Raw genomic sequence first — 25,360 nt, 5'->3', positions numbered from 1 at the left:
AAGAAGAGCCAGCAAACAAATCGTGAGCGGTTTTCATCATGAGTGATCGCCAAAAAGCCTGCCGAAACAGGCACTCGGCCGACGCTGAGCGGTCAAGGTTGGACTTGACTTGGGCGCACGCCTTGCGTCACAGGCAGCGAGAACCAGCAGCTGGGAGCCGACGATGGCCATAGCATTCACCTTTCCGGGGCAGGGCAGCCAGGCTGTCGGCATGGGCAAGGACCTCGCCGATACTTTTGTGGAATCGCGGCGGATCTTCGAGGAAGTCGACGACGCGCTCGGTGAAAAACTATCGCAGCTGATCTGGGAAGGCCCGGAAGAGACGCTGACGCTGACCGCCAATGCCCAGCCGGCGCTGATGGCGGTGTCACTTGCCGCAGTCCGGGCGCTGGAGGCGCGCGGCTTCTCCCTGAACGGCAAGGTCACCTATGTCGCCGGCCATTCGCTCGGTGAATATTCGGCACTTGCGGCCGCTGGTTTCGTTTCGGTCGCCGACGCCGCCCGGCTGTTGCGTATCCGCGGCAATGCCATGCAGGCGGCTGTACCGGCCGGCGAGGGCGCCATGGCGGCGATCATCGGGCTGGAACAGGCCGACGTCGAGGCCGCTTGCGCAGAGGCCGCCCAAGGCACCGCCAAAGATCCCGCGCAAGCCTTGGTTTGCCAGATCGCCAACGACAATGGCGGCGGCCAGCTGGTGATCTCCGGCGCCAGGCCGGCGGTCGAACTGGCGGCAAAGCTATGCACGGAGAAGGGCGCCAAGCGGGCGCTGATGCTGCAGGTCTCGGCGCCCTTCCATTCGGCATTGATGAAGCCTGCGGCCGAGATCATGCGGGAGGCGCTGGCCGCCGTGACGAAGCGTGCGCCGGTCGTGCCGCTTGTCTCGAATGTTACGGTGACCCCGACGAGCGATCCTGACGAGATTGCCCGCCGCCTCGTCGAACAGGTGATCGGGCGCGTGCGCTGGCGCGAAACGGTTGAGTGGTTCAGCAGCAACGGCGTTGCGACGCTTTACGAAGTGGGCGCCGGCAAGGTGCTGTCGGGGCTGGCCCGCCGCATCAACCGCGATATTGCCACCACTGCCATCGGATCCGCGGCGGATGTCGAGGCGGCGCTGGCGGCGCTTGCATAATCAACTGGCGATTTGACCCCGCTCCATGCAAAGGGTGTTCGCTCAGATCAGGAGGCAAGAATGTTCGAATTGACCGGCCGCAAGGCGCTCGTCACCGGCGCATCTGGAGGTATCGGCGAGGCGATCGCCCGCGTGCTGCACGGCCAGGGCGCCATCGTCGGCCTGCAAGGCACACGTATCGAGAAATTGGAGGCGCTGGCCGCCGAACTGGGCGACCGGGTCAAGCTTTTCCCGGCCAATCTTTCCAACCGCGACGACGTCAAGGCGCTCGGCCAGAAGGCGGAGGCCGACCTCGAAGGCGTCGACATCCTCGTCAACAATGCCGGCATCACCAAGGACGGGTTGTTCGTGCGCATGGCTGACGCCGACTGGGATAGCGTGCTCGAGGTCAACCTGACCGCCGTGTTCCGGCTGACCCGCGAGCTTACCCATCCGATGATGCGCCGCCGCCATGGCCGCATCATCAACATCACTTCAGTGGTTGGCGTCACCGGCAATCCCGGCCAGACCAATTACTGCGCCTCCAAAGCCGGTATGATCGGCTTTACCAAATCGCTGGCGCAGGAGATCGCCACCCGCAATATCACCGTCAACTGCGTCGCCCCGGGCTTCATCGAATCGGCGATGACCGCCAAGCTCAACGACAAGCAGAAAGAGGCGATCATGGCGGCGATCCCGACCCGGCGCATGGGCACGGGCGCCGAAGTCGCCTCTGCCGTCGCCTACCTAGCTTCCAACGAGGCAGCCTACGTCACCGGCCAGACCATTCATGTCAATGGCGGCATGGCAATGATCTAACACTTGGGAAAACGCTTCATTCCGTCTTGGATGCACGGGATTTTTCGTGTAATGCCGCCCGCAACCCGGCGGTTCGGGCAAAAACCGGTCCTGTTCCGCTGCGTTTCCGGCAGGACCATCTTTCAGCTTGATTAGCGGCATTCTGCCCGCTAACGAAGACAGACAACCAAAAGACGAGGATGCCCAAATGAGTGACACCGCAGAGCGCGTCAAGAAGATCGTCATCGAGCACCTTGGCGTCGATGCCGACAAGGTGACGGAGCAGGCGAGCTTCATCGATGATCTGGGCGCGGACAGCCTCGACACGGTCGAACTTGTCATGGCGTTCGAAGAAGAGTTCGGTGTCGAGATCCCGGACGACGCCGCCGAGACCATCCTGACTGTTGGCGATGCGGTGAAATACATCGACAAGGCCTCGGCCTGACGCTATTTGCAGTCATCACCGAGGAGGACCTGCGATGAGGCGTGTCGTCGTCACGGGCCTTGGGCTGCTTTCGCCGTTCGGCATGGGCTTCGAGCACAGCTGGAAGGAGCTTCTAACCGGCCGCAGCGCAGCCAAGCGCATCACCGAATTCGAGGTGGAAGACCTTGCCTGCAAGGTCGCCCACGTCATTCCGCGCGGTGACGGCTCCAACGCCACTTTCAATCCTGAAGCCGTTCTCGAGCCGAAGGAACTGCGTAAGATCGGCGATTTTATCCTGTACGGAATCGCGGCCGCCGACGAGGCACTCAAGGATTCCGGCTGGCAGCCGAAGACGCACGAGGATCAGTGCGCCACCGGCGTGCTGATCGGTTCTGGCATCGGCGGCATCGAAGGCATCGCCGAGAATGCGATGATCCTCAAGGAACGCGGCCCGCGCCGCATCAGCCCGTTCTTCATCCCCGGCCAGATCATCAACCTCGTCTCCGGCCAGGTCTCGATCCGGCATGGGCTGAAAGGCCCAAACCACGCCGTTGTCACCGCTTGCTCGACCGGTGCGCACGCCATCGGCGACGCGGCCCGCCTGATCATCTGGGGCGATGCAGACGTTATGGTCGCAGGCGGCGCCGAAGCGCCGGTGACGAGACTGTCGATCGCCGGGTTCGCCGCTTGCCGCGCGCTCTCCACCGAGCGCAACGACGCGCCGCAAACGGCCTCGCGCCCCTATGATCGCGATCGCGACGGCTTCGTCATGGGCGAGGGCGCCGGTGTTGTCGTGCTCGAAGAACTCGAACACGCCAAGGCCCGCGGCGCCAAGATCTATGCCGAGGTCACCGGCTACGGTCTGACCGGCGACGCCTATCACATCACCGCGCCTGCCGAGGATGGCGACGGCGCTTTCCGTTGCATGACAGCGGCGCTAAACCGGGCGAAGCTGACGCCCGCAGATGTCGACTACATCAACGCGCACGGCACATCGACCATGGCCGACACGATCGAACTCGGCGCCGTCGAGCGGCTGGTCGGCAACGCCGCCTCTAAGATATCGATGTCGTCGACCAAATCGTCGATTGGCCACCTGCTGGGCGCGGCTGGTGCTGCCGAGGCGATCTTTTCCATCCTCGCCATTCGCGACAACATCGCGCCGCCGACCATCAATCTCGACAATCCGGAGCGCGAAACGGCGATCGACCTGGTGCCGCACAAGCCGCGAGCCCGGCAGATCGACGTGGCGCTGTCCAACTCCTTCGGCTTCGGTGGCACCAACGCCTCGCTCGTCTTCCAGCGCTACAATGGCTGACCGCTCTGCCGGTTTCCGTCTGCCGTCAATTTTGCCATATTCGCCCCTACTCTGCCCGAGGGGATTCGTCGCAAGATCAGATGGTAGGGCGCTATGAACACAAATCCGGCCGATAACGGGGAATTCGGGCAACGGCCAGCAACGTCCGGCCCGATCGTGCCGAAAACGGCCAGCGAGGCGTTGCGGCCCGAGGCCGGCACGCCGCCGCCGAAGCGCTCGCGTGCCTCGCGCAGCCAGTTCGTCGTGTTCATGAACTTCGTCATCTCTTCGGTGATGCTGATGGTTCTGGCGGCAGGCGTTGCGCTGTATTTCGGCAAGCAGGAGTTCAACGAGCCCGGCCCGTCGGCCAATGGGGACACTTTCCTGGTCAAGCCGAATAGCGGCGTCCAGGAGATCGCCGACCAGCTTGAGCGGCGAGGACTGATCAGCGACGCCCGCATTTTCCGCCTTGGCGTGCGCGCCTTCGGCAATGATTCCGCCCTGAAGGCCGGCGAATACGAGATCAAGCCGCAGGCGTCGATGCACGACATCATGGAACTGCTGAAGAGCGGCAAGTCGGTGATGTATTCGCTGACTATCCCCGAGGGGCTGACGGTGGAGCAGGCGCTGCAACGGATCGCCGAGCAGGACGCGCTGACCGGCGATATGCCGTCGACCACCCCACCTGAGGGCAGCCTCGCCACCGACACGCTGCGCTTCACCCGCGGCGCAACACGCCAGCAGATGGTCGACAAGCTTCTGGCCGACCAGAAGAAGCTGGTAGACGAGGTCTGGCAGCGCCGAGCGCCGGATCTGCCGATCGCCAATGTTGAGGATTTTGTCACCCTGGCCTCGATCGTCGAGAAGGAGACCGGCAAGGGCGATGAACGCTCGCGCGTAGCCGCCGTCTTCCTCAATCGGCTGGCCAAGGGTATGCGGCTGCAGTCGGACCCGACCATCATCTACGGCCTGTTCGGTGGCAAGGGCAAACCCATCGATCGCCCGATCTATCAGTCGGACATCCAGAAGCCGACGCCCTACAACACCTATCTGATCAACGGTTTGCCGCCGACGCCGATCGCCAATCCCGGCCGTGCGGCGCTGGAGGCCGTCGCCAATCCGTCGAAGACCAGCGATCTCTACTTCGTCGCCGACGGCAGCGGCGGCCACGTCTTTGCCTCGACGCTCGATGAGCATAACGAGAATGTCGCTCGCTACCGGGCACTGCTGAAAAAGCAGGCGCAGGACGCCGCCAAGGCCGGGGCAACCAATACCGGAGCCGACACGCCGGCGGGAGCCATCGTTGACGATGCGGGCGCCACCGCCGCCCAGTAGGGCCGGACGCCATCAGGTTGGCCCTGTGCATGTCCGGGTGGATGTGCAAGGGCTGCTATGGCATTGGAATTCACATGATCCTGCCCGGAGAAAATCGCTCCGGCTTGAGGGCATTCGGCAAAGGGACGCACGGCTACATGAACTTGCAGAGCATGACCGGTTTTGCGCGCAGTGTCGCCGAACACGACGGTACTTCGATTGCCTGGGAAGCCAAGTCCGTCAACGGCAAAAGCGTCGAGGTCAGGTTGCGGCTGCCGCAAGGTTTCGACCGGCTGGAGCCGGCCGTCCGGCAGACGGTGCAAAAGCGTTTTGCGCGCGGCAATTTTCAGATGACGCTGACCATTGGCCGCGCCGCCGGCGCACAAGCGCAACCCGTGGTCAACGAGGCTTTCCTGAAGGATCTGGCGGGCTTGGCCAAGCGGCTGCAGGAGCAGTTCGGGGTAGCCCCTGCGGCGGCCGACGGGCTGCTTGCGCTGCGCGGCGTGCTCGACATTCCCGAAACCATCGAAACCGAAGAGGCGCGCAGTGCGCTCGATACCGCGATACTGTCGGCGCTGGAAGCAGCACTGAACGGGCTGCAGCAGGCGCGCCAGGGCGAAGGTGCCGCACTTCGTTCCCTGCTGTCCGGCCATATCGATGCCATCGAGGCGCTGACGCTGCGGGCCGAGGCCGATCCATCACGCGAGCCGGCCACGATCCGCGACAGGCTCGCCGAGCAGATCCGCCTGTTGATGGACGCGTCCGCCAACCTGGACGCCAGCCGGCTGCATATGGAAGCGGCGTTTCTGGCCACCAAGGCCGACATACGCGAGGAAATCGACAGGCTGAAGACGCACGTGGCGTCGGGGCGGGCGCTGCTCGCCGGCGGTGGCGCCATCGGCCGCAAGCTCGATTTCCTGGCACAGGAATTCAACCGCGAATCGAATACGCTGTGTTCCAAGTCGAATGCTGCCGCGGTCACCGCCATCGGGCTGGAACTGAAGGCGGTTGTCGACCAGTTTCGCGAACAGGTCCAGAATCTGGAATGATCCCGATGCCAAGCCACATGACTGCCAAGCCCCATGACCGCTAGGGATTTGGGTTCCCGCATTCGGCGCCGCGGGCTGATGCTGGTCTTGTCGTCGCCGTCAGGCGCCGGCAAGTCGACGATTGCGCGCAATCTGCTGGAGAGCGATTCCAGCCTCGAATTGTCGGTCTCGGTCACCACGCGGCCACGCCGCGGCAGCGAGATCGAGGGCGTCCATTACCACTTCCGCACCATGCGCGAGTTCGAGCGGCTACGCGATTCCGATGCGCTGCTCGAATGGGCGGAGGTGCACGGCAATTGCTACGCGACGCCGCGCGAGCCGGCCGAACAGGCGCTGGCCGAAGGCCGCGACATGCTGTTCGATATCGACTGGCAAGGCGCTCAGCAGCTCAAGGAGAAGATGCGCGCCGACATCGTCTCGATCTTCATCCTGCCGCCATCGATGAAGGAATTGAAGGCGCGGCTGAAGCGTCGCGCCGAGGACCAGGAAGCGGTGATCGAGACGCGGCTCAAGAACGCCCGCAACGAGATCGAGCACTGGAAGGAGTATGATTTCGTCATCGTCAACGACGATCTCGACCGCGCTTTCGCCGAGGTGCGCGGCATCGTCACGGCCGAACGGCTCAGACGCGATCGCCGGCCGGGCCTGTTCGATTTCGTCTCGGGGCTGCTCGATGAGAAAACGGATTGATCAAGGCGTTGTCCCCGCGACCAGGATCAGATTGCGGCTGAGCGCGGCGTCGCGCAGTTCCAATGCCGCGGCATATTCGGCGGAGCGGTACCAACGCCGCGCCGTGTCCATGTCGGGGAATTCCACGATGATCAGCGGCCCGGGAGACCAGTCGCCTTCCAGCCTTTCCACCTCGCCGCCGCGTACCAGATAGCGCCCGCCATGCTGGGCGATGGAGGCAGCCGCGCGGGCGCGATAGGCTTCGATAGCCTCGGCGTCACGGATCGTGACGTCGGAGATGACATAGGCGGCCACTGTTTGTCTCCGGGCAGGGTTTGTCCGGCTATGTATGCCATGAGAGCGGAAATTCCACGCGGGCGCTTCCCGGCATCACACCGCGTTGGTCAGGCGAATGAATTCCTCGACGCTGAGCGTCTCCGCACGCCTGGTCGGATCGATGCCGGCGCGGGTGAGCAGTGCCTCGCCGCCGAGGCTTTTCACGCTCTGCCGCAGCATTTTCCGGCGCTGGCCGAACGCCGCTTCGGTGACGCGGCTAAGCCGTTTGACCTCTGCCGGCAAGGGGCTGGCGCGCGGCACCAGATGCACCACCGAGGACGTCACCTTGGGTGGCGGCGTGAACGCCTGGGGCGGCACGTCGAAGACAATCCTCGCCTCCGTCCGCCAGCCTGCAAGCACGCCGAGCCGGCCATAGGCCTCGCTGCCGGGGCTGGCTGCAATGCGTTCGGCGACCTCGCGCTGGAACATCAGCGTCATCGACGCGTAGAAAGGCGGCCACTCGGTCACGGTCAGCCAGCGGATCAGCAATTCGGTGCCGATATTGTAAGGCAGGTTGGCAACGATTTTCGCCGACCCCCCGCTTCCCGGCGCTCCTTTGGCAAGCGCTGCAAAATCAGTTTTCAGCGCATCGCCGGCCACGATCTCGAGCCGACCCGGATAGTGGTTCGCGATCTCGGCCAAGGCCGCCAGGCAGCGCTCGTCGCGCTCGATCGCGACGACCCGGCGGGCGCCGTTGAGGAGCAGGGCCCGAGTCAGCCCACCCGGACCGGGACCGACCTCGATAACCGTAACGTCGCTCAGGTCGCCGGCGGTCCGCGCAATCTTGCTTGTCAGGTTAAGGTCGAGCAGAAAATTCTGGCCGAGTGCCTTTTTCGCCTGCAGCCCATAGCGCTCGATCACCTCGCGCAGTGCCGGCAGGCCGTCTATGCTCATCGGGTTGGGCTCCTCGGGCTGGGCTCATCGGGCTGGGCTCGTCGGGTTAAGGCCATCGAATTGGGCTCATTGGGCCCAGTGGCCTACGGCCTTTTCCCGGTATCGGCAAGCAGGCGAGCGAGTTTCAGCGCCGCAATCAGGCTGTCGGCACGGGCAATGCCCTTGCCGGCGATGTCGAAGGCGGTGCCGTGGTCGGGCGAGGTGCGGATGAAGGGCAGGCCGAGCGTGACGTTGACTGCCTCGTCAAACGCCAGCGCCTTGGCGGGGATCAGCGCCTGGTCATGATACATGCAGAGCACCACGTCATAGCCGGCGCGGGCGCGAGCGTGAAACAGGGTGTCGGCCGGCAATGGCCCGAAGGCTTCTATTCCTTCCTGCCTCAGCCTGTCGATCGCCGGGCGCACGATCCGCTCGTCTTCGGTGCCTATCGCGCCGCCTTCGCCGGCATGAGGGTTGAGGCCGGCGATGGCGAGCCGCGGCTTGGCAATTCCGAAGCGGTTTGCAAGGTCGGCAGCGGTGATGCGGCCGGTGGCGACGATCAGGTCGGTCGTCAGCGCCTTCGGCACCTCGGCCAGTGCGATGTGAATAGTGACCGGCACGGTGCGCAGGTCCGGACCGGCAAGCAGCATCACCGGCATCACTTCGGTGCCGGTGTGAAGCGATGCCAGATGCGCCAGATATTCGGTGTGGCCGGGAAAGCGAAAGCCGGCATCGTAGAGCGGCTTCTTGGCAATCGGGCAGGTGACGACCGCGGCAGCGCGGCCGGCCAGGCAGTCGGCAACGGCGCGGTCGATCGCCTCGATGATTCCGGCGGCGTTGGCTGGATCCGGGCGGCCGGGATTGTCGACGAAACGGGCGGAAAGCGCCACCACCGGCAGCGCGCGCGAAAACACACTAGGCGCTAGCGCCGGCGTCGTCTCGGCAATCGCGATATCGGTGCCGAGCCCGTGCGCCCGCGCGGCAATCAGCGCCGGATCGGCAAGGAGATAAAAAGACGGAACGCCGGCGCTGTCGCGGGCCTGCCAAGCAGCGATGGCGATGTCCGGCCCCACACCGGACGGATCGCCGACGCTCAACGCCAGCGGAAGCTCTGCATCAGGCACGGCGATGCCGACTTCAGCGCTCGATGATGCGGGCTTTCTTCCGCAACTCCTCGACGTATTTCTTTGAGAGCTCGTCGGCGTTCTTGTCGCTCGAGCCCTCGCTCTGGAACACCATCTGCGCGACTTTGTCGTCCGACACTTCGCGCGACGAGCAGATGCCGACGAATTCGACGCCGCGGTCGGTCTCGCGCGTCGCGGTGGCGCCGCCGACCTTGGTGGCCTTGATCTGCTCGGCCCAGTCCGGCGGCAGTTGCGGCGCCAGCACCCGGCCGAGGTCGCGAACGGTGACGTCGATCAGGCCCTTGGCAAATTCGCGCGTGGTGTTGCAGCCGTTGAAGCGGGCGCGCATGGCGTCGGCTTCGCGCTTGCGCTTGGCCAGCGTCGCGCTGCGCTCGGCTGCCGGCACGACGAAGATGACCTGCTGCAGCATGTATTCGGTGGCGCTCGGCTTGCTGCCGCCTTTTTCGAGCATGCGCTTGACGACGTCCTGCTCGCTTATGGCGCCGCCCCCGTCGGCGGAGCGGTAGCGCGCGGACAGCGCCTGGTTCCAGGCCATCTGCGCTCGGATGAATTCCTTGAAGTGCTCCTTGGTGACGCCTGATTGCGCCATCACACCGTCAAGCTGCTTGAGCTGCATCTTGTTGTTCGTGGCGAAACGCTGATAGGCGGCATCGACCTGCGCATCGCTGATGCGGATGCCTAGGCGCCGAGCCTCGGCCGAGCGCAGCGTCTGATCTATCATTTCCTGGCCGGCATCGCCCTTTCTGCGCTGCAGGCGCAGGAAAGCGGCCCGATGCTGGATGTCGCCTGTGGTGATCGGTACGTTGTTGACGACGTATTTGATCTCGGTGGCGAAAGCCGGCCGCGTCACTGCGGTGGTCGAGAACGCCACCAGCAGCGCGAACCCTGCCGAAAAGAGGTATTTCCTCATCGAAAGCATCCCAATTCCATCCCGATTCGACCCAACCCATCCCAGTTCAGGTCGCCGAAATCCGTGCCTGCTCTATGCGGCGAAACAATGTCGTCCGCCAGCCGCCCCGTTGCCGACTGCCGTTATTGGATGGTGTCGATGGAGCGTTGCGACGAACCGAAATCGCCGAGCGTGCGGAACGACAGGTTGAAGCCGACGTTCTGCGACACTTCCCTGGTGTTAAGGTCACGTCTTTCCGAAAACGTCATCAAATAGGTAAAGCACGAATCACTATAGGCAAAGCCGACGCCGTCCTTGACCAGCACGCTCTGCTCAAGATCATATGTGCCGGTGCCAAAGACGCGCCAGTTCTCGGCAAGATGCGTCGAGGCGCCGAGCGTGACCTCATGGCGATCCGTGGAGAAGCCATAGAGCGGCTGCGCCTGGATGAAGGCGTATTTGGCGCTCAGCGATACCGGCAGGCCTGAAAAGGCGGCCTTTACCTCAGCGCGGCGGATCTCGAAGCTCTGCTCGTCGAAACGGCCGCTGACCGAGCCGGAAAATCCGCTGGGGCTGTTGAAGCCGACAAGGCCGACATAGTCGGAGGTTGCAGTTTCAAGACCCGAATAGGCACCGACATTGACCAGATCCGGCGTGCCGAACGAGTTCTGGCCGCCGAGCTGGTAGGATTGGCCGAACACCGCATTGGTGCCCCAGCCATTGTCGTATGCGCCGGAATAGCGGAGCCCGACATTGGCGCGTGTGCCGCCTTCCATGCGGTCATAGCCCGAGAATTTGTCGCGCTCAAACAGCGTCGTGGCGTCGAAGACGAAGCTCTGGGCGTCCTCGTTGGGAACCGCCAGCCCGCCGACATATTGCTCGTTCGGACGCACGAATACTTGCGCCATCGGCTCGAAGACATGGCTGGAACTGGTCATCGAGAACAGCACCGGCCAGCGCATCTCAAGGCCGGCGGTCGCCATGAAGCGGGCAAGCGATGAACGCATATCGTCCTCAACGCCGAGATTGGTCGCCATCTGGTTGATGGCGTCAAGCGAGGCGGAGGAGGCGTTGACATAGCCGGCGTCGCCGCGCAGCGCCAGGAGCGGCGTCAGCAGCAGCCCGCCATCGGTGGTGATGGTGCGCTTCCATTCGGCTTCCGCAGTAAGACGGCCGGATTGACCGTCGATGCCACGAACGTTGTTGACGGACGAAGGGACGCCCGAATCTGCAAGAGCCGTATCGAGCCTGTCGCGGTCTATGACCCGCGCGTTGACGTCGAACGAGAGCTGCCCGCCGGCCACCGGCATGTCGGGGATATAGGCGTAGTCGAGCGAGGGCAGCACCCAGGGCTGCTTGGCGGCGCGTGCGGTCGGATCGCTGGCGAGAGTGTCTTCCTGAACGTCGAAGTGCATGGCGCGCACATCGAAGTAATTGCGATCGTTGAGTCCCGTCAGATACACCTCGGAGCGGTGCACGCTGTCGTTGAAGCCATCGATGTCGTAAGTGCGCGCGAAATTCTTGTCGCTCTGCAGCAGGATGTCCCAACCGAAGTCCCAGCGCGGGTTGATAGCGAACTGGCCCTGGGTGCCCATCATGCCGCGGAACCTGTTCGGGTCGCCTTCGGTACCCGAATTGACGTTGTGGCCATTGTCGTCGATGAAGGCGTCGGGATTCTCCTGCCGGATGCCTGCAATTTTCAGGCTGTACTGACCATTGTTGAAGCGCTGCCTCCACTCGGCCTCACCGAGGAAACCTTGCTTGGTATAGCCGCTGCCGGTGACAGTGAGATCGTAGGTCGGCGAGAGCGCGAAATAATAGGGGACTTTAACACCCACGCCGAGGTCGCTCTTGTAGGCGACGCCGGGAATCAGGAAGCCGCTCTTGCGCTTGACCGTTGGGTCGGCGATCTCGAAAGCCGGCAGATAGGCCAGCGGAAAGCCGAAGAACTCGAAGTTCGAGTTTTCGAAGCGAACCGTCTTCTTTTCGCCGTTCCAGATGATCTTCCTGGCCTTGATACGCCAGGTCGGCGCTTTGTCGGGCTTGTCCTCGCACGGCTCGCACGCGGTGTAGACGCCATTGTGGAATGTCGTCAGCACGCCGCCCATGCGTTCCGCGCTTTCGGCGGCGAAGTAGGCCTTGTCTATGGTCTCGACCCGCAGCGCGTTGACGAAGCCGTCGGCGAAATCGTCAGTGATGTCGGCATGCTGCGAATAGATCTTGGTGCCGTCGCTATTGACGAGTTCGACATTGCCGCTGGCGACGAGGCGTTTGGTGTTGCGGTTGTATTCGACCCGCTGGGCGACGAGACGGTTGCCGCCGTAGTCGATCTGGACGCCGCCGACGGCCGTCACGGTCTGCTTGTCGTTGTCGTAGACCAGCGTATCGGCTGCCAGCAGCATCTGCGTGCCACTCGGAACCTTCGTTGCCAGCTCACTGACGTCCTGGGCAAAAGCCGGAGCAGCCGGGGCGACGCTAGCAAGCAGGCATGCCAAGGCGCTCGCCGCAGAGAGGCGTGCCAAACCGGCGTGCCTATGGCTGCGCAAAACCGCCTCGCTCACTAGCCGTCTTCCTTGTATAGCAGGAATGTCACCCCGAAGAACATAGCCACGACAACCGGGACCCAAGCCGCTACGGCTGTGGGTACGAATCCCGCTACGCCGAATGCCTTGACCAGCACCGAAACGACATAAAGCAGAAAGCCGGCCACGATGCCACCCAGAATCATCGTCGCCGACTGCCCCATCCTCGCAAATCGCATTGATACCGTTGCCGCAATCAGCGTCATCGCCACGAGCAGGAAGGGCAGCGCCACCAGGGAATCGAACTGCATGGCGAAGGCATTTGCCTTGAGGCCGAAGGAGCGGGCCACCTCGACTTTGCCGGGCAAATCGTAGAAGGGGATAGTCTCAGGGCGCGCCAACCGCTCTTGCACGAATTCCGGCTTGAGATTGGTCGGCAGCCGATCGCTGGGTAACGACTGGATGGTGCCGTCCCGGAACACCTTGACGTCCTGCAATTCCCAGTAGCCGTCCCGCAAAAACGCGCGCGCCGCATCCTTGCGCTCGATGATATCGCCTTGCGGACTGAAGCTGAAGAAGACCGCGTCGGCCATCTCCAAGCCTTGATTGAGAATGGCGCGCGCTCCGATGATGGTATCGCCGGAACTGGTTTTCTGCCTGATCCAGGGTGCGGCATCGGCCGAGACCGTATTCGACTTGCCCGAACGGAGCTGGGTCTCGATCTGCTCGGACCAGGAATAGGCGTGCGCGGCTATCGGATTGATGACGCCGACCGACAAGGCACCAAACAGCAGCGCCCCGATGCAGCATGGCAGCAGGAACTGCCATGCTGAAACCCCGGCGGAACGGGCGATTACCAATTCATATTTGCGGTTGAGCGACACCAGGGTCGCCATCGCCGAGAACAGGCCGACGAACGGCACCGTCTGCAGCATGATCATCGGCATCCTGAGCCCGGAAATGGCGAAGGCAGTTCCGTAAGTGAAGCCTGGCACGCCGGTCGTGCGGCCGGAAAGCTCGGTGAAATCGATCAGGAACACCAGCGCCAAAAGACCGATGAAGAACCAAATGGTGATCGTCACATAGCGAAAGAAGAAGTATCGACCCAGAGTCCAGCCCATCAGCCGGCTCCCTGTCCGGAAGCGCCGCGCCCAGCAAAACGGAGCTTGATGGCGCTCCAGCCCTCACTGAAGCGGCCGGCAAGATTGGTCACCCAGTCGGCCCAGGCAACAGGCAGTTCCATGGTCCGGTTGGAAACAATGAACCAGATGGCGATCGCCGATGCCACGATCGGGACGCCGTAGACCATATAGGCATATTGCGGCACCTTGTCGGCCTTGCCGGCGGCAAAGAACCCGAGCCAGCGCACGAACAGCGCGATCGCGATTGCCGTGATCAGCGGGTGCACACGCGCCTCACGATGCGAGCGTGCATCTCCGGCGACGGCGAGCGCGATCAGCGCGAAGACGAGCGAATAGGACCACTCGGAAAAACGCTGGTCGAGCTCGGCCAGGTACCTGTTCGGCTTTTGCTGGTACATCTTGTCGTTCGGACTGGGATTGAGCAGATACTGGGTCGTCCGGTCCTTCGGCAAAAGCAGGATGTCGGATGATGCCGACATGAAAGCGGACAAATCGAAGGCATAGGAGGTGAACCGGATCACCGAGAGGTCGCCGGTCATGGTTTTGCGATGGATCACCCCGTCATTCATCATCAGCACCTTCTCGTCGCCGCGTTCGATGATGCTGCCGGACTTGGCATAATAGACGAGATTGACGCCTTCTTCGCGCGAATCGGCGACGAAGATGCCGCCGAGGCGATTGTCGGGAAGCCGTTCGCCAACCTGCAGGAACAGGCCGTCATCGATCTTGCGGAAGGTGCCTTCCTGGATGATCAACGACAACAGATCCGCACGCGAAGATGCTATCAGCTCGCGGTTCTTCTGGCGCGCGTAGGGGTCAACGCCATTGTCGACCGCGAACGAAAAAATGCTGGCTGCGAGTGCCAGAAGCATGATCGGCCTGACTATTGTCCAGCGTGAAGCGCCGGCGGCATTGATGACGGCGAGCTCCGAATCCGAATTCATCACGCTGAGGATCTGGGCGACCGCGACCACCAGGGCGAAGGGCACGACGATCGGAACGATCGTCGGGATGATCAGCGCTGCGACTTCGAAAAAGGTGAGGGCCGATTGACCGCTATCGGTGACGAGGTCGATGCGGGCGAGGACCTGAGTCGTCCAGACGATCGCCAGCGTCCAGACGAGCGCCAGCGCGAATACCGCGAAGGCACGGCGCATGATGTAACGTTCAACGACCTTCATGAAGGCTTTTCTCGGCGATTTCGAACGGCATCATGCCTTGGAACAAGGTAGTCGTCCGGCGCCGGCTGTACAACTGGCTCAGTTTGACGGTTCGATCCGGGTTCTGTCCCGTATCGTACATTCCGCTGGGCCGGAGTGTCGGCGGCAATGGATAAGAAAGGGCGAACATTGTTGGTTAACAACAGGTTGCGGCGGGAAGCGGGGCCGTGCCGCGACGAATCGTAGGTGGTTCGATATCGCATATGGGAGCGATTTCGGCCAAAGTCTTGTCAAATGCGGCAAAACGACCAAATGTCGCGCCGGTCGCGACCGCCGCGGCGTGATAAGACGGGTCAGGATCTGTTGAGCCCCAGCATGGAAGCGGAAAGATTGCGCAGTCAAACCGGTCGGGAAACCGTCTTGGACGGCGCGATCGTGGTCGGCGCCGGCGCGGCCGGCCTTGCCGCCGCCCACGCCTTGATGAAGGCCGGCGTACCGACGCTCGTCTTGGAAAAGGAGAGCCGGCTCGCCGAACCCTGGCATCGGCGCCACCAGCGGCTGCACCTCAATACCCATCGCGATCTCTCGACGCTCCCCGGTGTCGGCTATCCCGCAGGCACCCCGGCTTTTCCGCATAAATCGGCCGTCATTCGCCATCTGAACGATTTCAGCCAGACGCATGGTCTGCCGGTCGCATTCGGCGTTGCCGTTGAAGAGGTCACGTTCGACGGCGATCACTGGACCGTGCGGACGAACGCCGGACGTCGTCTGGCGCGCCATGTCGTCGTCGCCACCGGGCGCGACCGGCAGCCGTTTATTCCCGCGTGGAAAGGCAAGAAGGATTTTGCAGGCCGGATTATCCATTCGGCCGATTTTGGCGATGCGAGGGACTACGCCGGCAAAAGGGTGCTGGTGGTCGGTGCCGGCAATTCGGGTTTCGACGCACTCAATCATCTGGCGAATGCAGACGCCCAAAGCATCTGGCTGTCGGCCCGCAACGGCCCCTCTCTGCTGCCGAAACGTATCGGCAAGGTCGCCGTCCACAGGCTTTCACCGTTAATGGCGAGCTTGCCGGTGCGGCTGGCCGATGCGGTGATGGCGACAACCCAGCGCCTGGTTTTCGGCGACCTGACGAAATTTGGGCTTCCGCCGGCGCCCACAGGCGGTGCGAGCCGTCTGAGCGCCGACTACACCGCGATCGCAGCCGACGACGGCGCGGTTCGCGCCATCAAGGCAGGCACGATCGTGGTGGTGCCACCATTGCGGGAATTTAGCCAAGACGGCATCGTATTGAATGACGGCAGGTTGATCACGCCCGATATCGTCATTGCAGCGACCGGCTATCGCACCGGTCTGGAGCAGATGGTCGGCAAGCTCGGCGTTCTCGACGGCAAGGGCGTTCCGCTTTTCAACGGCGGCGATGCCGATCCGAAATTGCCCGGCCTGTGGTTTACCGGCATGCGGCCGAGCATTCGCGGTTGTTTCGCCAATGCCCGCATTCAGGCCAGGGCGATAGCGGCGCGGATTGTCAAGCAGCGATAGTGAGCAGGGCTATGCCGATTGTACCGCCCGCAATTGACACGCCTTGTTGGAGCGTGCTCGAACCGAAAGGTCAGTGATCATGACGCCAGTCAGCATTCGCTACATGGTCGATGATGTCGCCACCTCGATCGATTTCTACTGTGGACAACTGGGCTTTACCGTCGAACAGGACGCGCGACCGGCTTTTGCCTCCGTCACGCGCGGCGCGTTACGGCTCCTTCTAAGCGGACCCGGCAGTTCGGGTGCACGGGCTATGCCGGATGGCAGGCAGCCGGTGCCGGGAGGCTGGAACCGCATCCTGTTGGTGGTGCCGGACCTGAAAGAAGAGGTCGCGCGCCTCAAGAGTGCTGGACTTGTCTTTCGCAACGATATCATAACGGGCGTCGGCGGTTCCCAGACCCTGCTCGAAGACCCATCGGGCAATGTCATCGAGCTGTTTCAACCCGCCGCTCACTGACGCAACAACACGGCACCTTTCGGTCCGACCAATCGAACGCCTCTCGCGATAATCCAACGCACTTCCCGAAAGCAGGACATCATGAATTCGAGACCCTCGATCGCCTTCGCCAAAATCGCCGCGCCCAAAAAGGGCAGCGTTTTCGTTCTGGCGGCCGACGAGGGCGACCTCAGCGATGCCGCCAGGGCTTGTGATCCGGCAAAGACCCTCGAGCGGGCTTTTCCGGTCGCCGACTTCACCGGCAAATTCGGCAGCCTGGTCGAAGTGCTGGCACCGGAAGGGACATCGCTCGAGCGGCTGGTAGCGGTCGGTGCCGGCAAGGGCTGCAATCTCGATGATTATGGTTGGCTGAAGCTCGGTGGCACGATTGCCGCGTCCTTTCGCAAGGCAACCGAAGTGGCCATCGTGCTCGATCTTCCCGGTGCCGCCATCAGCGGCAGGCAAGCCGTTCAGCTCGCAGCAGGCATCCTGCTGCGCAGCTATTCCTTCGACAAGTATAAGACCAAAAAGAACAATGGTGACGACAAGCGCGAGCCAAAAAAGCCGGTCAAGGTAACTATTCACACCGCCGATCCGGCAGCTGCAAAGAAGGCCTTCGCCGATGAAGCGGCGGTGATCGACGGTGTCTTGCTGGCGCGCGATTTGGTCAATGAACCGGCCAATGTTCTGGGGCCGGTGGAATTCGCCACCCGCATCGCCGAACTGGAGGCGCTCGGCGTCACGGTCGAGATCCTGGCCGAGAAGGAGATGAAGAAGCTCGGCATGGGTTCGCTGCTGGGCGTAGCGCAGGGCTCGCCGCGTGGCGCCCGCATCGCGGTCATGCGGTGGGACGGCGGCAAGGCCAAGGAAAGCCCAGTCGCCTTCGTCGGCAAGGGCGTCACCTTCGATACCGGCGGCAATTCGATCAAGCCGGCCTCGGGCATGGAGGACATGAAGGGGGATATGGGCGGCGCTGCTGCCGTCACCGGGCTGATGCACGCGCTAGCCGCTCGCAAGGCGAAGGTCAATGTCGTCGGCATTGTCGGGCTGGTCGAAAACGCCGTCGACGGCCACGCTCAGCGACCGGGCGACATCGTCACCTCGATGTCGGGCCAGACCATCGAAGTGCTCAATACCGACGCCGAGGGCCGCCTGGTGCTGGCCGATGCGCTGTGGTATTGCAACGACCGCTTCCAGCCGAAATTCATGATCAATCTGGCGACGCTGACCGGCGCCATCATGGTCGCGCTCGGCCAGCATTATGCCGGCCTGTTTTCCAACAATGACGAGTTGGCGGACCGGCTGACGGCGGCCGGACAGGCGACGCAGGAGCGGGTGTGGCGCATGCCGCTCGGTGCCGAATACGACAAGCTGATCGATTCCAAGAATGCCGACATGAAGAACATCGGCGGCCGCCACGGCGGCGCCATCATCGCCGCACAGTTCCTGCAGCGTTTCGTCAAGGACACGCCTTGGGCGCATCTCGACATTGCCGGCACCGCTATGGGCGCTCCCTCCAACGAGATCAACCAGTCATGGGCTTCCGGCTTCGGCGTCAGGCTGCTCGACCGGCTGCTGCGCGATCATTATGAGCAATGAGCGGCTGGGGCGGGATTCCGAAAATGTAGACTGAACGCATGGCCGAGATTCTGTTTTATCACCTGACCGAATCGACGCTGGAGGATGCGCTGCCCGGCCTCCTGGAGCGCAGTATCGATCGCGGCTGGCGCGCCGTGGTGCAGACCGGCACCGAGGAACGGCGCGACGCGCTGGACCAGCATCTGTGGACTTTCCGGGACGATTCATTCCTGGCCCACGCAACGGACCGCGAAGCCCGTCCCGCCGAGCAGCCGGTGCTTCTGACCGTCGGCCCTGACAATCCGAACCAGGCGCAGATACGCTTCCTGGTCGATGGGGCGGTGCCGCCGGAGCTTGGCGGCTACCAGCGCGCCGTGTTCCTGTTCGACGGTCACGATGCAGCCCAGCTAGAGGCGGCACGCACGCACTGGAAGACAATGAAGGAGGCGGGCCACACCGTGACCTACTGGCAGCAAACGCCCGACCGGCGCTGGGAACGCAAGGCTTAGGGAATTTGCCGCCTAGTGGAATCACTGGCGCCGCAAGAATGCGACGCCAAAAAGATGGACTGCCGGCTATTCAAAAGACCTGAGCAAGCCCGATGCCGCCCGATGAACGAACACCAGGCATGCCGATAGATGCCGCACTTGTTCGCCGGCTGATTGCCGCGCAGTTCCCCAAATGGGCGGACCTGCCGGTAGAGCCGGTCGAGCCTGGCGGCTGGGACAACCGCACGTTCCGACTGGGCGATCGCATGTCGGTGCGGCTGCCGAGCGCTGCCGCCTATGTCGCCCAGGTCGAGAAGGAGCATCGCTGGCTGCCCCGCCTGGCGCCTCACCTGCCTCTGCCCATACCCGTGCCGCTGGCCAAAGGCGCGCCCGGGGAAGGCTATCCATGGCCTTGGTCCGTCTATCGCTGGCTTGGCGGCAGACCGGCGGCTGGTGGACTGATTGCCGATCTTACTGAGTTCGCCCGTTCGCTGGCCGGCTTTCTGGTTGCGCTCTACCGGATCGACGCTGCCGATGGGCCGCCGGCAGGGCGGCATAATTTCCACCGCGCTGGCCGGCTTTCGGTCTACCACGCCGAGACCCGAGCCGCGCTCTCGGCGCTCGGCGGCGGCATCGACAAGGCCGCAGCCGAGGCCGTGTGGGCGACGGCCCTTGCCTCGCGATAGCAAGGGCCGCCGGTCTGGGTCCATGGCGACGTCGCCTCGGGCAATCTGCTCGTCGAAGATGGCAAGCTGTGCGCGGTGGTCGATTTCGGTAGTTCGGCTATCGGCGATCCTGCCTGTGACCTGGTGATCGCGTGGACGGAATTTTACGGCGAGAGCCGCCAGGCGTTCCGCGACGCCATTGCCCTTGACGAGCACAGCTGGGCGCGCGCTCGGGGCTGGGCGTTGTGGAAGGCGCTGATCGTCGCTTCGGGACATGACGGCAATCAGCGCGAGGCGGAAAAATCGTGGCGGGTCATCAATGAGGTGCTGGCGGATCACACAAACAGTCAGAGCGGGAGGGCCAATTCAGTTTGAACGGATCCCGCCCTAATAACGAAAGCATTACTGCCCGCCCATCTCCTTCCTGAACGTATCGAAATCGACCTGCATGCCGTTGAAGATGGTGCTCCAATGGCGGGTCAGCGCTGAAACGGCGACCGCCTCCTGGATCTCCTCGTCGGTGGCGCCGGCGCGCTTGGCGTCCTGCGTGTCCGACCAGATGCAGTAGTTGCACGGGATTTGCGCCGCCACCGCCAGCGAGATCAGCGATTTGACCTTCGGCGGCAGCGCCGTCTTGTCGCTGAGCTGGATGGCCTTGACCTCGGCCCATGCACCGGGCAGACCGGCTTTCGGGAACTGCTTTACGAAACCGGGCACCCCGCCCATGGTCGACTGGATGTCCTTGACGGTTGCGTCATACTCATCGGCATAAGAAGGGGCTGCAGCCAGGGTCAGCACACAGGCGGCGGCGAGCAGGCAGACACGGCGGATGGAAGAGTGCTTTGATGAAAGAGTACGACAGACAGACATGGCATTCTCCTCTGGCATTTGTTAGCCTTACGATGTAAGGTAATGTCGAAAATGAACCTTACAGCGTAAGTTGTCAAGCGGCACCATGGACACATCGATCAAAAAAAAGCGACCGCGCGGCCGACTGTCTCGCGAGATGATCGAGGCTGCCGCTTTGAAGGTGATCGAGAGCGAGGGCCTCGCCGGTTTTTCGATGCGCAAGCTGGCGACTGCACTCGGCTGCGAGGCGATGAGCATCTATCACCACTTTCCTTCGGTGGCGCATCTCTTCGAAGCCTTGGTGGACCGGCTGATCGGCTCCCTCGAAATGCCCGACACGGACCTACCTTGGCGACAAAGGTTGCGCATCGCCGTGCAGGATTTCCGCCGCGTCGCGCGTGAGCACCCGGCTTTCGCCAGCTTCTTCGTCACCTACCGGATGAACTCGCCGACCTGCCTTGCGTGGCTGAACGGCGTCCTCGGCCTGTTCGAGGCCGGCGGCTTCGGACCGGAACTTGGTGCGCGGCTGTTCCGTACCACCGGCTATTATCTGATGGGTGCCATCCTCGACGAGACTGCCGGCTATGCAAAGGGGCCTTCGGCCGTGACCACCGTCAGCGATGAGCAACTGGCGCAGGATTTTCCAAAAGTAGCTGCGGCCGGGCGTTATTTCGGTACCGCCGAATTCGACCGGACGTTTGATCTCGGCCTTGACATGCTCCTGGACGAAATGGAGCGCGCCCGCGACGGCACCAGCGCGCCGAATACCGGGTCTTGACCTCATGCGTTCTCTGTTCGCCCTGATACTGCTCATCGGTACCGGCATCGGCGTCGTCTATCCCTGGGCGATGACCAATTTCTCCGGCCGTGAGATCGGCACCTGGAGGGTTTACGACCAGGGCCGGTTCAAGCCAGTGACGGTGGCCCTTAGCGCACGCGACGGGCCGCTACGCGTGCTGGTCGACCTAACGGCAAGAGCCGAGCGTATTGTCTCGCAGCAGCGCACCGTGTTGACCCTCACTGTCGCCACCGGCGGCAGGACGGTGCTTGCCTCGACGCTGCAGTTCAACCATTCCGACAATCCTCGGCAGGTCAGTCCGCAACTGCCGGACAGGATCTTTCGCGACGAGGCCGGCCTGATCCCGACGGTTACCGCCGGCCCCTACATTTTCACCGTTGGTCCAGGCGACGCCGAGGGCATTCCGATGCGGGCCGTCGATCTCGTCCTGCGCTCGGCTGCCGGCGAGGTCGACCGCCGGGCGCGACCGGTCGGTTTTTCCCTGATGGCGGCCGGCCTGGCCGGGCTGGTGCTGGCATTCCGTTTCGGCGGCCGCCGGCCGGAAAATCCGAACTCGCAGCCGCCGCCGCCTCGCTGGGGCAGGGGTTCCAATTGAACTATCGCCACGCCTACCATGCCGGAAACTTCGCCGACGTCGTTAAGCATGTCGTGCTCAGCCGGCTGATCGAATATCTGAAGCAGAAGGACAAGGCGTTTCGGGTCATCGACACCCATGCCGGGATCGGCCGTTACGATCTGTCCTCGACCGAAGCGCAAAAGACCGGCGAATGGCAAGGCGGCATCGGCCGGCTGGTCGATGCGGCCCTCGATGCGCCGGCGGCAGCACTGCTGGCGCCGTATCTTGAAGCCGTCCGCTCGCTCAATCCGGACGGCGGCGTGAAAAAATACCCGGGTTCGCCGCTGATCGCTCGGCACCTGATGCGCAAGCAGGACCGGCTGTCGGCGGTCGAGCTGCATCCCAAGGATGCCGCCAGGCTGAAGTCGCTGTTCGACGGCGACTTCCAGACCCGGGTGATCGAGCTCGACGGCTGGCTGGCGCTCGGCGCGCATCTGCCGCCAAAGGAGAAGCGCGGCCTCGTCCTCATCGATCCGCCTTTCGAGGAAGAGGGCGAGTTCGGTCGCTTGGTCGACGGGCTGCAAAGAGCCCATCGGCGCTGGCCAGGAGGGATTTACGGGCTCTGGTATCCGCTCAAGGACCGCAAGGCGGTCGCCGCCTTCCGCAAGGCGCTGAAGCAGACGGGCGTTCCCAGGCTGCTCGACATCGGTTTTGAGATCAGGCCGGCCTCCGTCGAGCCGAGCCTCGATGGCTGCGGCATGGTGGTGGTCAATCCGCCCTTCACCCTGGAGGGCGAGTTGCGGACGCTGCTGCTGGCGCTGCACCGGCTGCTTGCTGTCGAGCAGCCATCGCATTGGACGCTGGACTGGCTGGCGGGAGAGTAGTTTGAGATGCGGTCGTTGCCGTTCCCTCAGTGCAACCGCGTCACCACAACCATCGTCGCTACAACCGCTTGACCGCGCGCCAGCGAATCCGCACAGTGCGCGCAGTCGACCTTGAGAGGCTGCCATGACTCGCTTCGCCCAATCCGCCCTTGCCGCACTGCTTGCCTTTTGCACGCCGCTGGCTGCGCCTCTCGGCGTTACTCAGGCGGTGCAGGCCGCCGACCTTGCAATCTATACTGACGAGGACAGCGGCGTGTGCGGCGAGGCCTGGGTGCTGAACAAAATCACCGACCGCTTCTCCTATCAGGTGCATCACGTGCCGCATCTGCCGGATGTGCAGATCGTCGACTTCCAGCGCATCCACCAGCATCGCTATCTGCCGGCCGACGACATCTGGCCGATCGGTCGCCGTTATTGCGGCGCGACCGTCAGCCTCTCCGACGGTCGCGCCCGCACCATCTGGTACTTGATCGAGGAAGGCCAGGGTTTTGCCTCGATCGGCGACAATGTCGAATTCTGCGTGTCGGGCTTCGACCGCTGGATGGTCTACAACGGCCGCTGCCGCGTCCTGCGCTGATCGCGCACTCGCTGATTCCGACTTTTTAGCACCGGCCACCTGATCGACCGTCACCGTTTCCATGCGGCGCAGCATTCGCGGGAAGCGCGATCTGCTGTCACGAGTTTGCGGGGAAACAGCACCACATGAATTTGCTTGTTTATACTGTTGCTCTCGGCGCGGTCGTTGCTGGCTTCGTCCAGGGGCTTTCCGGGTTCGCTTTCAGCCTGGTTGCCATGTCGATTTGGGTTTGGACCGTGGAACCCCAACTGGCTGCTGCCATGGCGGTCTTTGGGGCGCTCACCGGTCAGATCATCGCTGCCGTCACCGTCCGCCGGGGTTTCGACCTCAGGCTTCTGCTGCCCTTCCTGATCGGCGGGACCATAGGGATTCCGGTCGGTGTCGCCATCCTGCCCTTGCTGGATGTGCAGTTGTTCAAGCTGGTCTTCGGCGCGCTGCTGGTCGTTTGGTGTCCCTTGATGCTCTTTGCGCGTCGCCTCCCTCCCATCACGGTCGGGGGTCTTGTTGCAGACGGTGCAATAGGTCTGGTCGGTGGCATCATGGGTGGACTTGGCGGCTTCACCGGCCCGGTTCCAACGCTGTGGTGCGTGCTGCGCCAATGGGAAAAGGACAGGCAGCGTATTGTCATCCAGAATTTCAACCTTGTGACCCTCTCCATGACGATGGCCGCCTATCTTGCGGCCGGAAAGATCAAGCTCGAAATGCTGCCGATGTTTGCCGTCGTCGCGCCGGCGATGTTGATACCGACACTCCTTGGCGCGAGACTCTACATCGGCGTTAGCGAGGCGACTTTTCGAAAGATCGTCCTCACACTCTTGGCCGCATCAGGTGCGGCATTGTTGGCATCGTCCTTGCCGCACCTCACAAGCCGGGTTTGAACGACACACAGAAATCCCGACTTCCGCCGTGCCATGCGCTATCGACCGGTACGGCCCGCTCCCGATAGATAGGCGCAGATCAGTTCGACGAGTTGCTTTTGCAGCTCCGGCGCGGCGAGCATGTTCCGGCGTGCCGCGTTGTGGATCACACCTTCGATCGCTGACGACAGCACCCGCGCCACGGTCTCCATGTCGGCGCCTTTCCTTGGCTTGCGATAACTGGCGACAGCAGTCGCATAGTGATTGAGGTATTGTGCCTGGAACGAAGCATGGGCGGCCCTGGAGCCACGATCGCCAGGCGCCTCGTCGAGCAGCACTTGGTGTAGTGTCGGGTGAATGCTGTGTGCCGCGATCATGCCGCGCACCAGCTCCTGCGCGAATGTCCTGAGCGGCTTTTGGTCTTCCGCCGAATCGCGAATGACCGACAGCACATGATCGAAGTGACGGCGCCGGACGGCTGCGAGCAGGGAGAGCTTGTCGGGAAAATACTGGTAGAGCGTGCCGATGCTTACACCTGCTGTCTCGGCCACTTTGTTGGTGGTGAAGCCGGCCCAGCCCAGCCCGCTCAGAACATGAGCCGCTGCCTCGATGATCGCCTCGACGGTTGCCCTGGAACGCGCCTGGCGCGGCTGCTTGCGCATGCGCGTATGCGGTTTTGCAATGCGAGTAGACACGCCCTCTCATTCTCCTGAAAATATAAACAACATACTCGCATTTCCGGAAAAGGACACCGACCATGAGTGCGCTCGCTCTGCTTCGCAGCCTGTTTGCCTATCAGGCCTGGGCCATGACGAACTGCTGGAAAAGCTCGCGAGTCTCGACCCGCATGTTCACGGCAAGGAACGGCAGGCCGTGATACGGCTCGTCGATCACAGCCATGTGGTGTCGCGGATATTCTCGGCGCACCTGGTTGACGCAAGCCATGGCTACTCCGCCGCCACCACTGAGGACACGCCGGCGTTCGACGAACTTCGCGCCGCGGTCGCAGCGACCGATCGCTGGTATCCCGATTATCTCGAAACCGTTTCGTCGCGGCAGCTGTCCGAGCCCCTCGCCTTCGTGTTCACCGACGGGGATAAGGTATTGATGTCGCGACAGGAAATGCTGACCCACGTCGTACTGCACGGCGGCTATCATCGCGGTGAAGCGGGGCGCATCCTGGCACAGATTTCCGTCATGCCGCCATGGGATACCTTCGCCGTCCATCTCCACAGGGCCGAGCCTTCGCGCCGGCTGCAGATGAGCCGTGAGCCGCCCGGCGCCTGAACGGCCAAGCGCTTTCGATCACGCGGTCGGCTCGACCGGATCTATCGAACGATATCCTGTCCTTCAGAAATGTGAGCTGTCTGCTTACTTTCATCGCGTCGTGCAAGATAGTGCAG

Annotated in this window: 26 protein-coding genes and 1 pseudogene; 18 read left to right on the top strand and 9 right to left on the bottom strand. The window is 63.0% G+C overall.

What is annotated here, in order from left to right; translation table 11 throughout:
- The first annotated feature begins 163 nt into the window (after positions 1–163).
- The 7 genes from fabD (at position 164) to gmk (ending at position 6,680) form a co-directional block, all read left to right on the top strand.
- Entirely contained in the window at positions 164–1,129 is a 966-nt protein-coding gene (fabD, locus tag NKJ13_RS27495; RefSeq protein WP_352739679.1) for an ACP S-malonyltransferase, read from the top strand.
- Positions 1,130–1,189: 60 nt separating this feature from the next.
- Positions 1,190–1,927: a 3-oxoacyl-[acyl-carrier-protein] reductase gene (gene fabG, locus NKJ13_RS27490; RefSeq protein WP_352739677.1), complete on the top strand. Its 738-nt coding sequence runs from the start codon at positions 1,190–1,192 to the stop codon at positions 1,925–1,927.
- A gap of 187 nt (positions 1,928–2,114) precedes the next feature.
- On the top strand, positions 2,115–2,351 hold the full coding sequence (locus NKJ13_RS27485; RefSeq protein WP_006203723.1) for an acyl carrier protein: 237 nt from the start codon (positions 2,115–2,117) through the stop codon (positions 2,349–2,351).
- A 34-nt stretch (positions 2,352–2,385) separates the two neighbouring features.
- The gene (fabF, locus tag NKJ13_RS27480; RefSeq protein WP_254820314.1) at positions 2,386–3,648 is read left to right on the top strand and encodes a beta-ketoacyl-ACP synthase II; all 1,263 of its coding nucleotides are present in this window, start codon (positions 2,386–2,388) and stop codon (positions 3,646–3,648) included.
- A gap of 93 nt (positions 3,649–3,741) precedes the next feature.
- Positions 3,742–4,962 (top strand): endolytic transglycosylase MltG, encoded by a 1,221-nt coding sequence (mltG, locus tag NKJ13_RS27475; RefSeq protein ID WP_352479235.1) that lies wholly within the window; start codon positions 3,742–3,744, stop codon positions 4,960–4,962.
- Between the two features lie 137 nt (positions 4,963–5,099).
- Complete coding sequence (locus NKJ13_RS27470; protein WP_352739695.1) at positions 5,100–5,990, top strand: YicC/YloC family endoribonuclease; 891 nt, start codon at positions 5,100–5,102, stop codon at positions 5,988–5,990.
- 33 nt (positions 5,991–6,023) lie between these two features.
- Positions 6,024–6,680 carry a guanylate kinase gene (gmk, locus tag NKJ13_RS27465; RefSeq protein ID WP_254820312.1) on the top strand — a complete coding sequence of 219 codons (657 nt, stop codon included), beginning with the start codon at positions 6,024–6,026 and terminating at the stop codon, positions 6,678–6,680.
- Here the strand turns inward: gmk and NKJ13_RS27460 are convergent, their stop codons facing one another.
- The 7 genes from NKJ13_RS27460 to lptF form a co-directional block, all read right to left on the bottom strand.
- Positions 6,681–6,974, bottom strand: a complete 294-nt coding sequence (locus NKJ13_RS27460) for a DUF1330 domain-containing protein (RefSeq protein WP_352739675.1) — start codon at positions 6,972–6,974, stop codon at positions 6,681–6,683.
- 75 nt (positions 6,975–7,049) lie between these two features.
- A complete protein-coding gene (gene rsmA / locus NKJ13_RS27455) occupies positions 7,050–7,889 on the bottom strand; it encodes a 16S rRNA (adenine(1518)-N(6)/adenine(1519)-N(6))-dimethyltransferase RsmA (RefSeq protein ID WP_352689587.1) in 840 nt (279 codons plus the stop codon).
- A gap of 83 nt (positions 7,890–7,972) precedes the next feature.
- Positions 7,973–8,992 carry a 4-hydroxythreonine-4-phosphate dehydrogenase PdxA gene (gene pdxA / locus NKJ13_RS27450; RefSeq protein WP_352778866.1) on the bottom strand — a complete coding sequence of 340 codons (1,020 nt, stop codon included), beginning with the start codon at positions 8,990–8,992 and terminating at the stop codon, positions 7,973–7,975.
- Positions 8,993–9,005: 13 nt separating this feature from the next.
- Positions 9,006–9,932: a peptidylprolyl isomerase gene (locus NKJ13_RS27445; RefSeq protein WP_352647392.1), complete on the bottom strand. Its 927-nt coding sequence runs from the start codon at positions 9,930–9,932 to the stop codon at positions 9,006–9,008.
- A gap of 113 nt (positions 9,933–10,045) precedes the next feature.
- On the bottom strand, positions 10,046–12,463 hold the full coding sequence (locus NKJ13_RS27440) for an LPS-assembly protein LptD (RefSeq protein WP_352739671.1): 2,418 nt from the start codon (positions 12,461–12,463) through the stop codon (positions 10,046–10,048).
- Entirely contained in the window at positions 12,463–13,548 is a 1,086-nt protein-coding gene (gene lptG, locus NKJ13_RS27435) for an LPS export ABC transporter permease LptG (RefSeq protein WP_352479326.1), read from the bottom strand. Before lptG ends, NKJ13_RS27440 begins: the two co-directional genes overlap by 1 nt.
- On the bottom strand, positions 13,545–14,747 hold the full coding sequence (gene lptF, locus NKJ13_RS27430; RefSeq protein ID WP_352739669.1) for an LPS export ABC transporter permease LptF: 1,203 nt from the start codon (positions 14,745–14,747) through the stop codon (positions 13,545–13,547). Before lptF ends, lptG begins: the two co-directional genes overlap by 4 nt.
- Positions 14,748–15,101: 354 nt before the next feature.
- Between lptF and NKJ13_RS27425 the strand changes: the two genes are divergently transcribed.
- The 5 genes and pseudogenes from NKJ13_RS27425 to NKJ13_RS27405 all read left to right on the top strand — a co-directional run bounded on the left by NKJ13_RS27425 (position 15,102) and on the right by NKJ13_RS27405 (position 19,810).
- A complete protein-coding gene (locus NKJ13_RS27425) occupies positions 15,102–16,268 on the top strand; it encodes a flavin-containing monooxygenase (protein WP_352739667.1) in 1,167 nt (388 codons plus the stop codon).
- A 73-nt stretch (positions 16,269–16,341) separates the two neighbouring features.
- On the top strand, positions 16,342–16,725 hold the full coding sequence (locus tag NKJ13_RS27420; protein ID WP_352507925.1) for a VOC family protein: 384 nt from the start codon (positions 16,342–16,344) through the stop codon (positions 16,723–16,725).
- Between the two features lie 81 nt (positions 16,726–16,806).
- Positions 16,807–18,303, top strand: coding sequence for a leucyl aminopeptidase (locus tag NKJ13_RS27415; RefSeq protein ID WP_352778864.1), 1,497 nt, complete (start codon positions 16,807–16,809; stop codon positions 18,301–18,303).
- Between the two features lie 38 nt (positions 18,304–18,341).
- A complete protein-coding gene (locus tag NKJ13_RS27410; RefSeq protein ID WP_352647401.1) occupies positions 18,342–18,791 on the top strand; it encodes a DNA polymerase III subunit chi in 450 nt (149 codons plus the stop codon).
- Between the two features lie 92 nt (positions 18,792–18,883).
- Positions 18,884–19,810, top strand: a pseudogene (locus tag NKJ13_RS27405) (aminoglycoside phosphotransferase family protein).
- Positions 19,811–19,837: 27 nt separating this feature from the next.
- Here NKJ13_RS27405 and NKJ13_RS27400 read toward each other — a convergent pair.
- Entirely contained in the window at positions 19,838–20,305 is a 468-nt protein-coding gene (locus NKJ13_RS27400) for a carboxymuconolactone decarboxylase family protein (protein WP_352739661.1), read from the bottom strand.
- An 85-nt stretch (positions 20,306–20,390) separates the two neighbouring features.
- Between NKJ13_RS27400 and NKJ13_RS27395 the strand changes: the two genes are divergently transcribed.
- The 5 genes from NKJ13_RS27395 to NKJ13_RS27375 all read left to right on the top strand — a co-directional run bounded on the left by NKJ13_RS27395 (position 20,391) and on the right by NKJ13_RS27375 (position 23,978).
- On the top strand, positions 20,391–21,062 hold the full coding sequence (locus tag NKJ13_RS27395; RefSeq protein ID WP_352739659.1) for a TetR/AcrR family transcriptional regulator: 672 nt from the start codon (positions 20,391–20,393) through the stop codon (positions 21,060–21,062).
- A gap of 4 nt (positions 21,063–21,066) precedes the next feature.
- Positions 21,067–21,678, top strand: coding sequence for a hypothetical protein (locus tag NKJ13_RS27390; protein ID WP_352739657.1), 612 nt, complete (start codon positions 21,067–21,069; stop codon positions 21,676–21,678).
- The gene (locus NKJ13_RS27385; RefSeq protein WP_352739655.1) at positions 21,675–22,523 is read left to right on the top strand and encodes a 23S rRNA (adenine(2030)-N(6))-methyltransferase RlmJ; all 849 of its coding nucleotides are present in this window, start codon (positions 21,675–21,677) and stop codon (positions 22,521–22,523) included. The genes NKJ13_RS27390 and NKJ13_RS27385 overlap by 4 nt, the downstream gene beginning before the upstream one ends.
- Before the next feature lie 124 nt (positions 22,524–22,647).
- On the top strand, positions 22,648–23,100 hold the full coding sequence (locus tag NKJ13_RS27380) for a hypothetical protein (RefSeq protein WP_352739653.1): 453 nt from the start codon (positions 22,648–22,650) through the stop codon (positions 23,098–23,100).
- A gap of 125 nt (positions 23,101–23,225) precedes the next feature.
- Complete coding sequence (locus NKJ13_RS27375) at positions 23,226–23,978, top strand: sulfite exporter TauE/SafE family protein (RefSeq protein ID WP_352739651.1); 753 nt, start codon at positions 23,226–23,228, stop codon at positions 23,976–23,978.
- Positions 23,979–24,016: 38 nt separating this feature from the next.
- Here NKJ13_RS27375 and NKJ13_RS27370 read toward each other — a convergent pair whose 3' ends face one another.
- Complete coding sequence (locus NKJ13_RS27370; protein ID WP_352778863.1) at positions 24,017–24,619, bottom strand: TetR/AcrR family transcriptional regulator; 603 nt, start codon at positions 24,617–24,619, stop codon at positions 24,017–24,019.
- On the opposite strand from NKJ13_RS27370, the gene NKJ13_RS27365 reads away from it, so the two are divergent.
- Positions 24,618–25,244: a DinB family protein gene (locus NKJ13_RS27365; protein WP_352778869.1), complete on the top strand. Its 627-nt coding sequence runs from the start codon at positions 24,618–24,620 to the stop codon at positions 25,242–25,244. The genes NKJ13_RS27370 and NKJ13_RS27365 overlap by 2 nt on opposite strands.
- The last annotated feature ends 116 nt before the right edge of the window (positions 25,245–25,360 follow it).

Source organism: Mesorhizobium sp. M0174, assembly GCF_040322275.1.
Taxonomy (GTDB): Bacteria; Pseudomonadota; Alphaproteobacteria; order Rhizobiales; family Rhizobiaceae; genus Mesorhizobium.
This window is presented reverse-complemented; position numbering and strand designations above follow the sequence as displayed.

Bases quoted from the DNA above. Each gene is read 5' to 3' on its own strand.
- fabD (WP_352739679.1), top strand. From the start codon at position 164: ATGGCCATAGCATTCACCTTTCCGGGGCAGGGCAGCCAGGCTGTCGGC.
- fabG (WP_352739677.1), top strand. From the start codon at position 1,190: ATGTTCGAATTGACCGGCCGCAAGGCGCTCGTCACCGGCGCATCTGGA.
- NKJ13_RS27485 (WP_006203723.1), top strand. From the start codon at position 2,115: ATGAGTGACACCGCAGAGCGCGTCAAGAAGATCGTCATCGAGCACCTT.
- fabF (WP_254820314.1), top strand. From the start codon at position 2,386: ATGAGGCGTGTCGTCGTCACGGGCCTTGGGCTGCTTTCGCCGTTCGGC.
- mltG (WP_352479235.1), top strand. From the start codon at position 3,742: ATGAACACAAATCCGGCCGATAACGGGGAATTCGGGCAACGGCCAGCA.
- NKJ13_RS27470 (WP_352739695.1), top strand. From the start codon at position 5,100: ATGAACTTGCAGAGCATGACCGGTTTTGCGCGCAGTGTCGCCGAACAC.
- gmk (WP_254820312.1), top strand. From the start codon at position 6,024: ATGACCGCTAGGGATTTGGGTTCCCGCATTCGGCGCCGCGGGCTGATG.
- rsmA (WP_352689587.1), bottom strand. From the start codon at position 7,889: ATGAGCATAGACGGCCTGCCGGCACTGCGCGAGGTGATCGAGCGCTAT.
- NKJ13_RS27445 (WP_352647392.1), bottom strand. From the start codon at position 9,932: ATGCTTTCGATGAGGAAATACCTCTTTTCGGCAGGGTTCGCGCTGCTG.
- lptF (WP_352739669.1), bottom strand. From the start codon at position 14,747: ATGAAGGTCGTTGAACGTTACATCATGCGCCGTGCCTTCGCGGTATTC.
- NKJ13_RS27425 (WP_352739667.1), top strand. From the start codon at position 15,102: ATGGAAGCGGAAAGATTGCGCAGTCAAACCGGTCGGGAAACCGTCTTG.
- NKJ13_RS27415 (WP_352778864.1), top strand. From the start codon at position 16,807: ATGAATTCGAGACCCTCGATCGCCTTCGCCAAAATCGCCGCGCCCAAA.
- NKJ13_RS27410 (WP_352647401.1), top strand. From the start codon at position 18,342: ATGGCCGAGATTCTGTTTTATCACCTGACCGAATCGACGCTGGAGGAT.
- NKJ13_RS27400 (WP_352739661.1), bottom strand. From the start codon at position 20,305: ATGTCTGTCTGTCGTACTCTTTCATCAAAGCACTCTTCCATCCGCCGT.
- NKJ13_RS27395 (WP_352739659.1), top strand. From the start codon at position 20,391: ATGGACACATCGATCAAAAAAAAGCGACCGCGCGGCCGACTGTCTCGC.
- NKJ13_RS27390 (WP_352739657.1), top strand. From the start codon at position 21,067: ATGCGTTCTCTGTTCGCCCTGATACTGCTCATCGGTACCGGCATCGGC.
- NKJ13_RS27380 (WP_352739653.1), top strand. From the start codon at position 22,648: ATGACTCGCTTCGCCCAATCCGCCCTTGCCGCACTGCTTGCCTTTTGC.
- NKJ13_RS27375 (WP_352739651.1), top strand. From the start codon at position 23,226: ATGAATTTGCTTGTTTATACTGTTGCTCTCGGCGCGGTCGTTGCTGGC.
- NKJ13_RS27365 (WP_352778869.1), top strand. From the start codon at position 24,618: ATGCGCGTATGCGGTTTTGCAATGCGAGTAGACACGCCCTCTCATTCT.
- NKJ13_RS27370 (WP_352778863.1), bottom strand. From the start codon at position 24,619: ATGCGCAAGCAGCCGCGCCAGGCGCGTTCCAGGGCAACCGTCGAGGCG.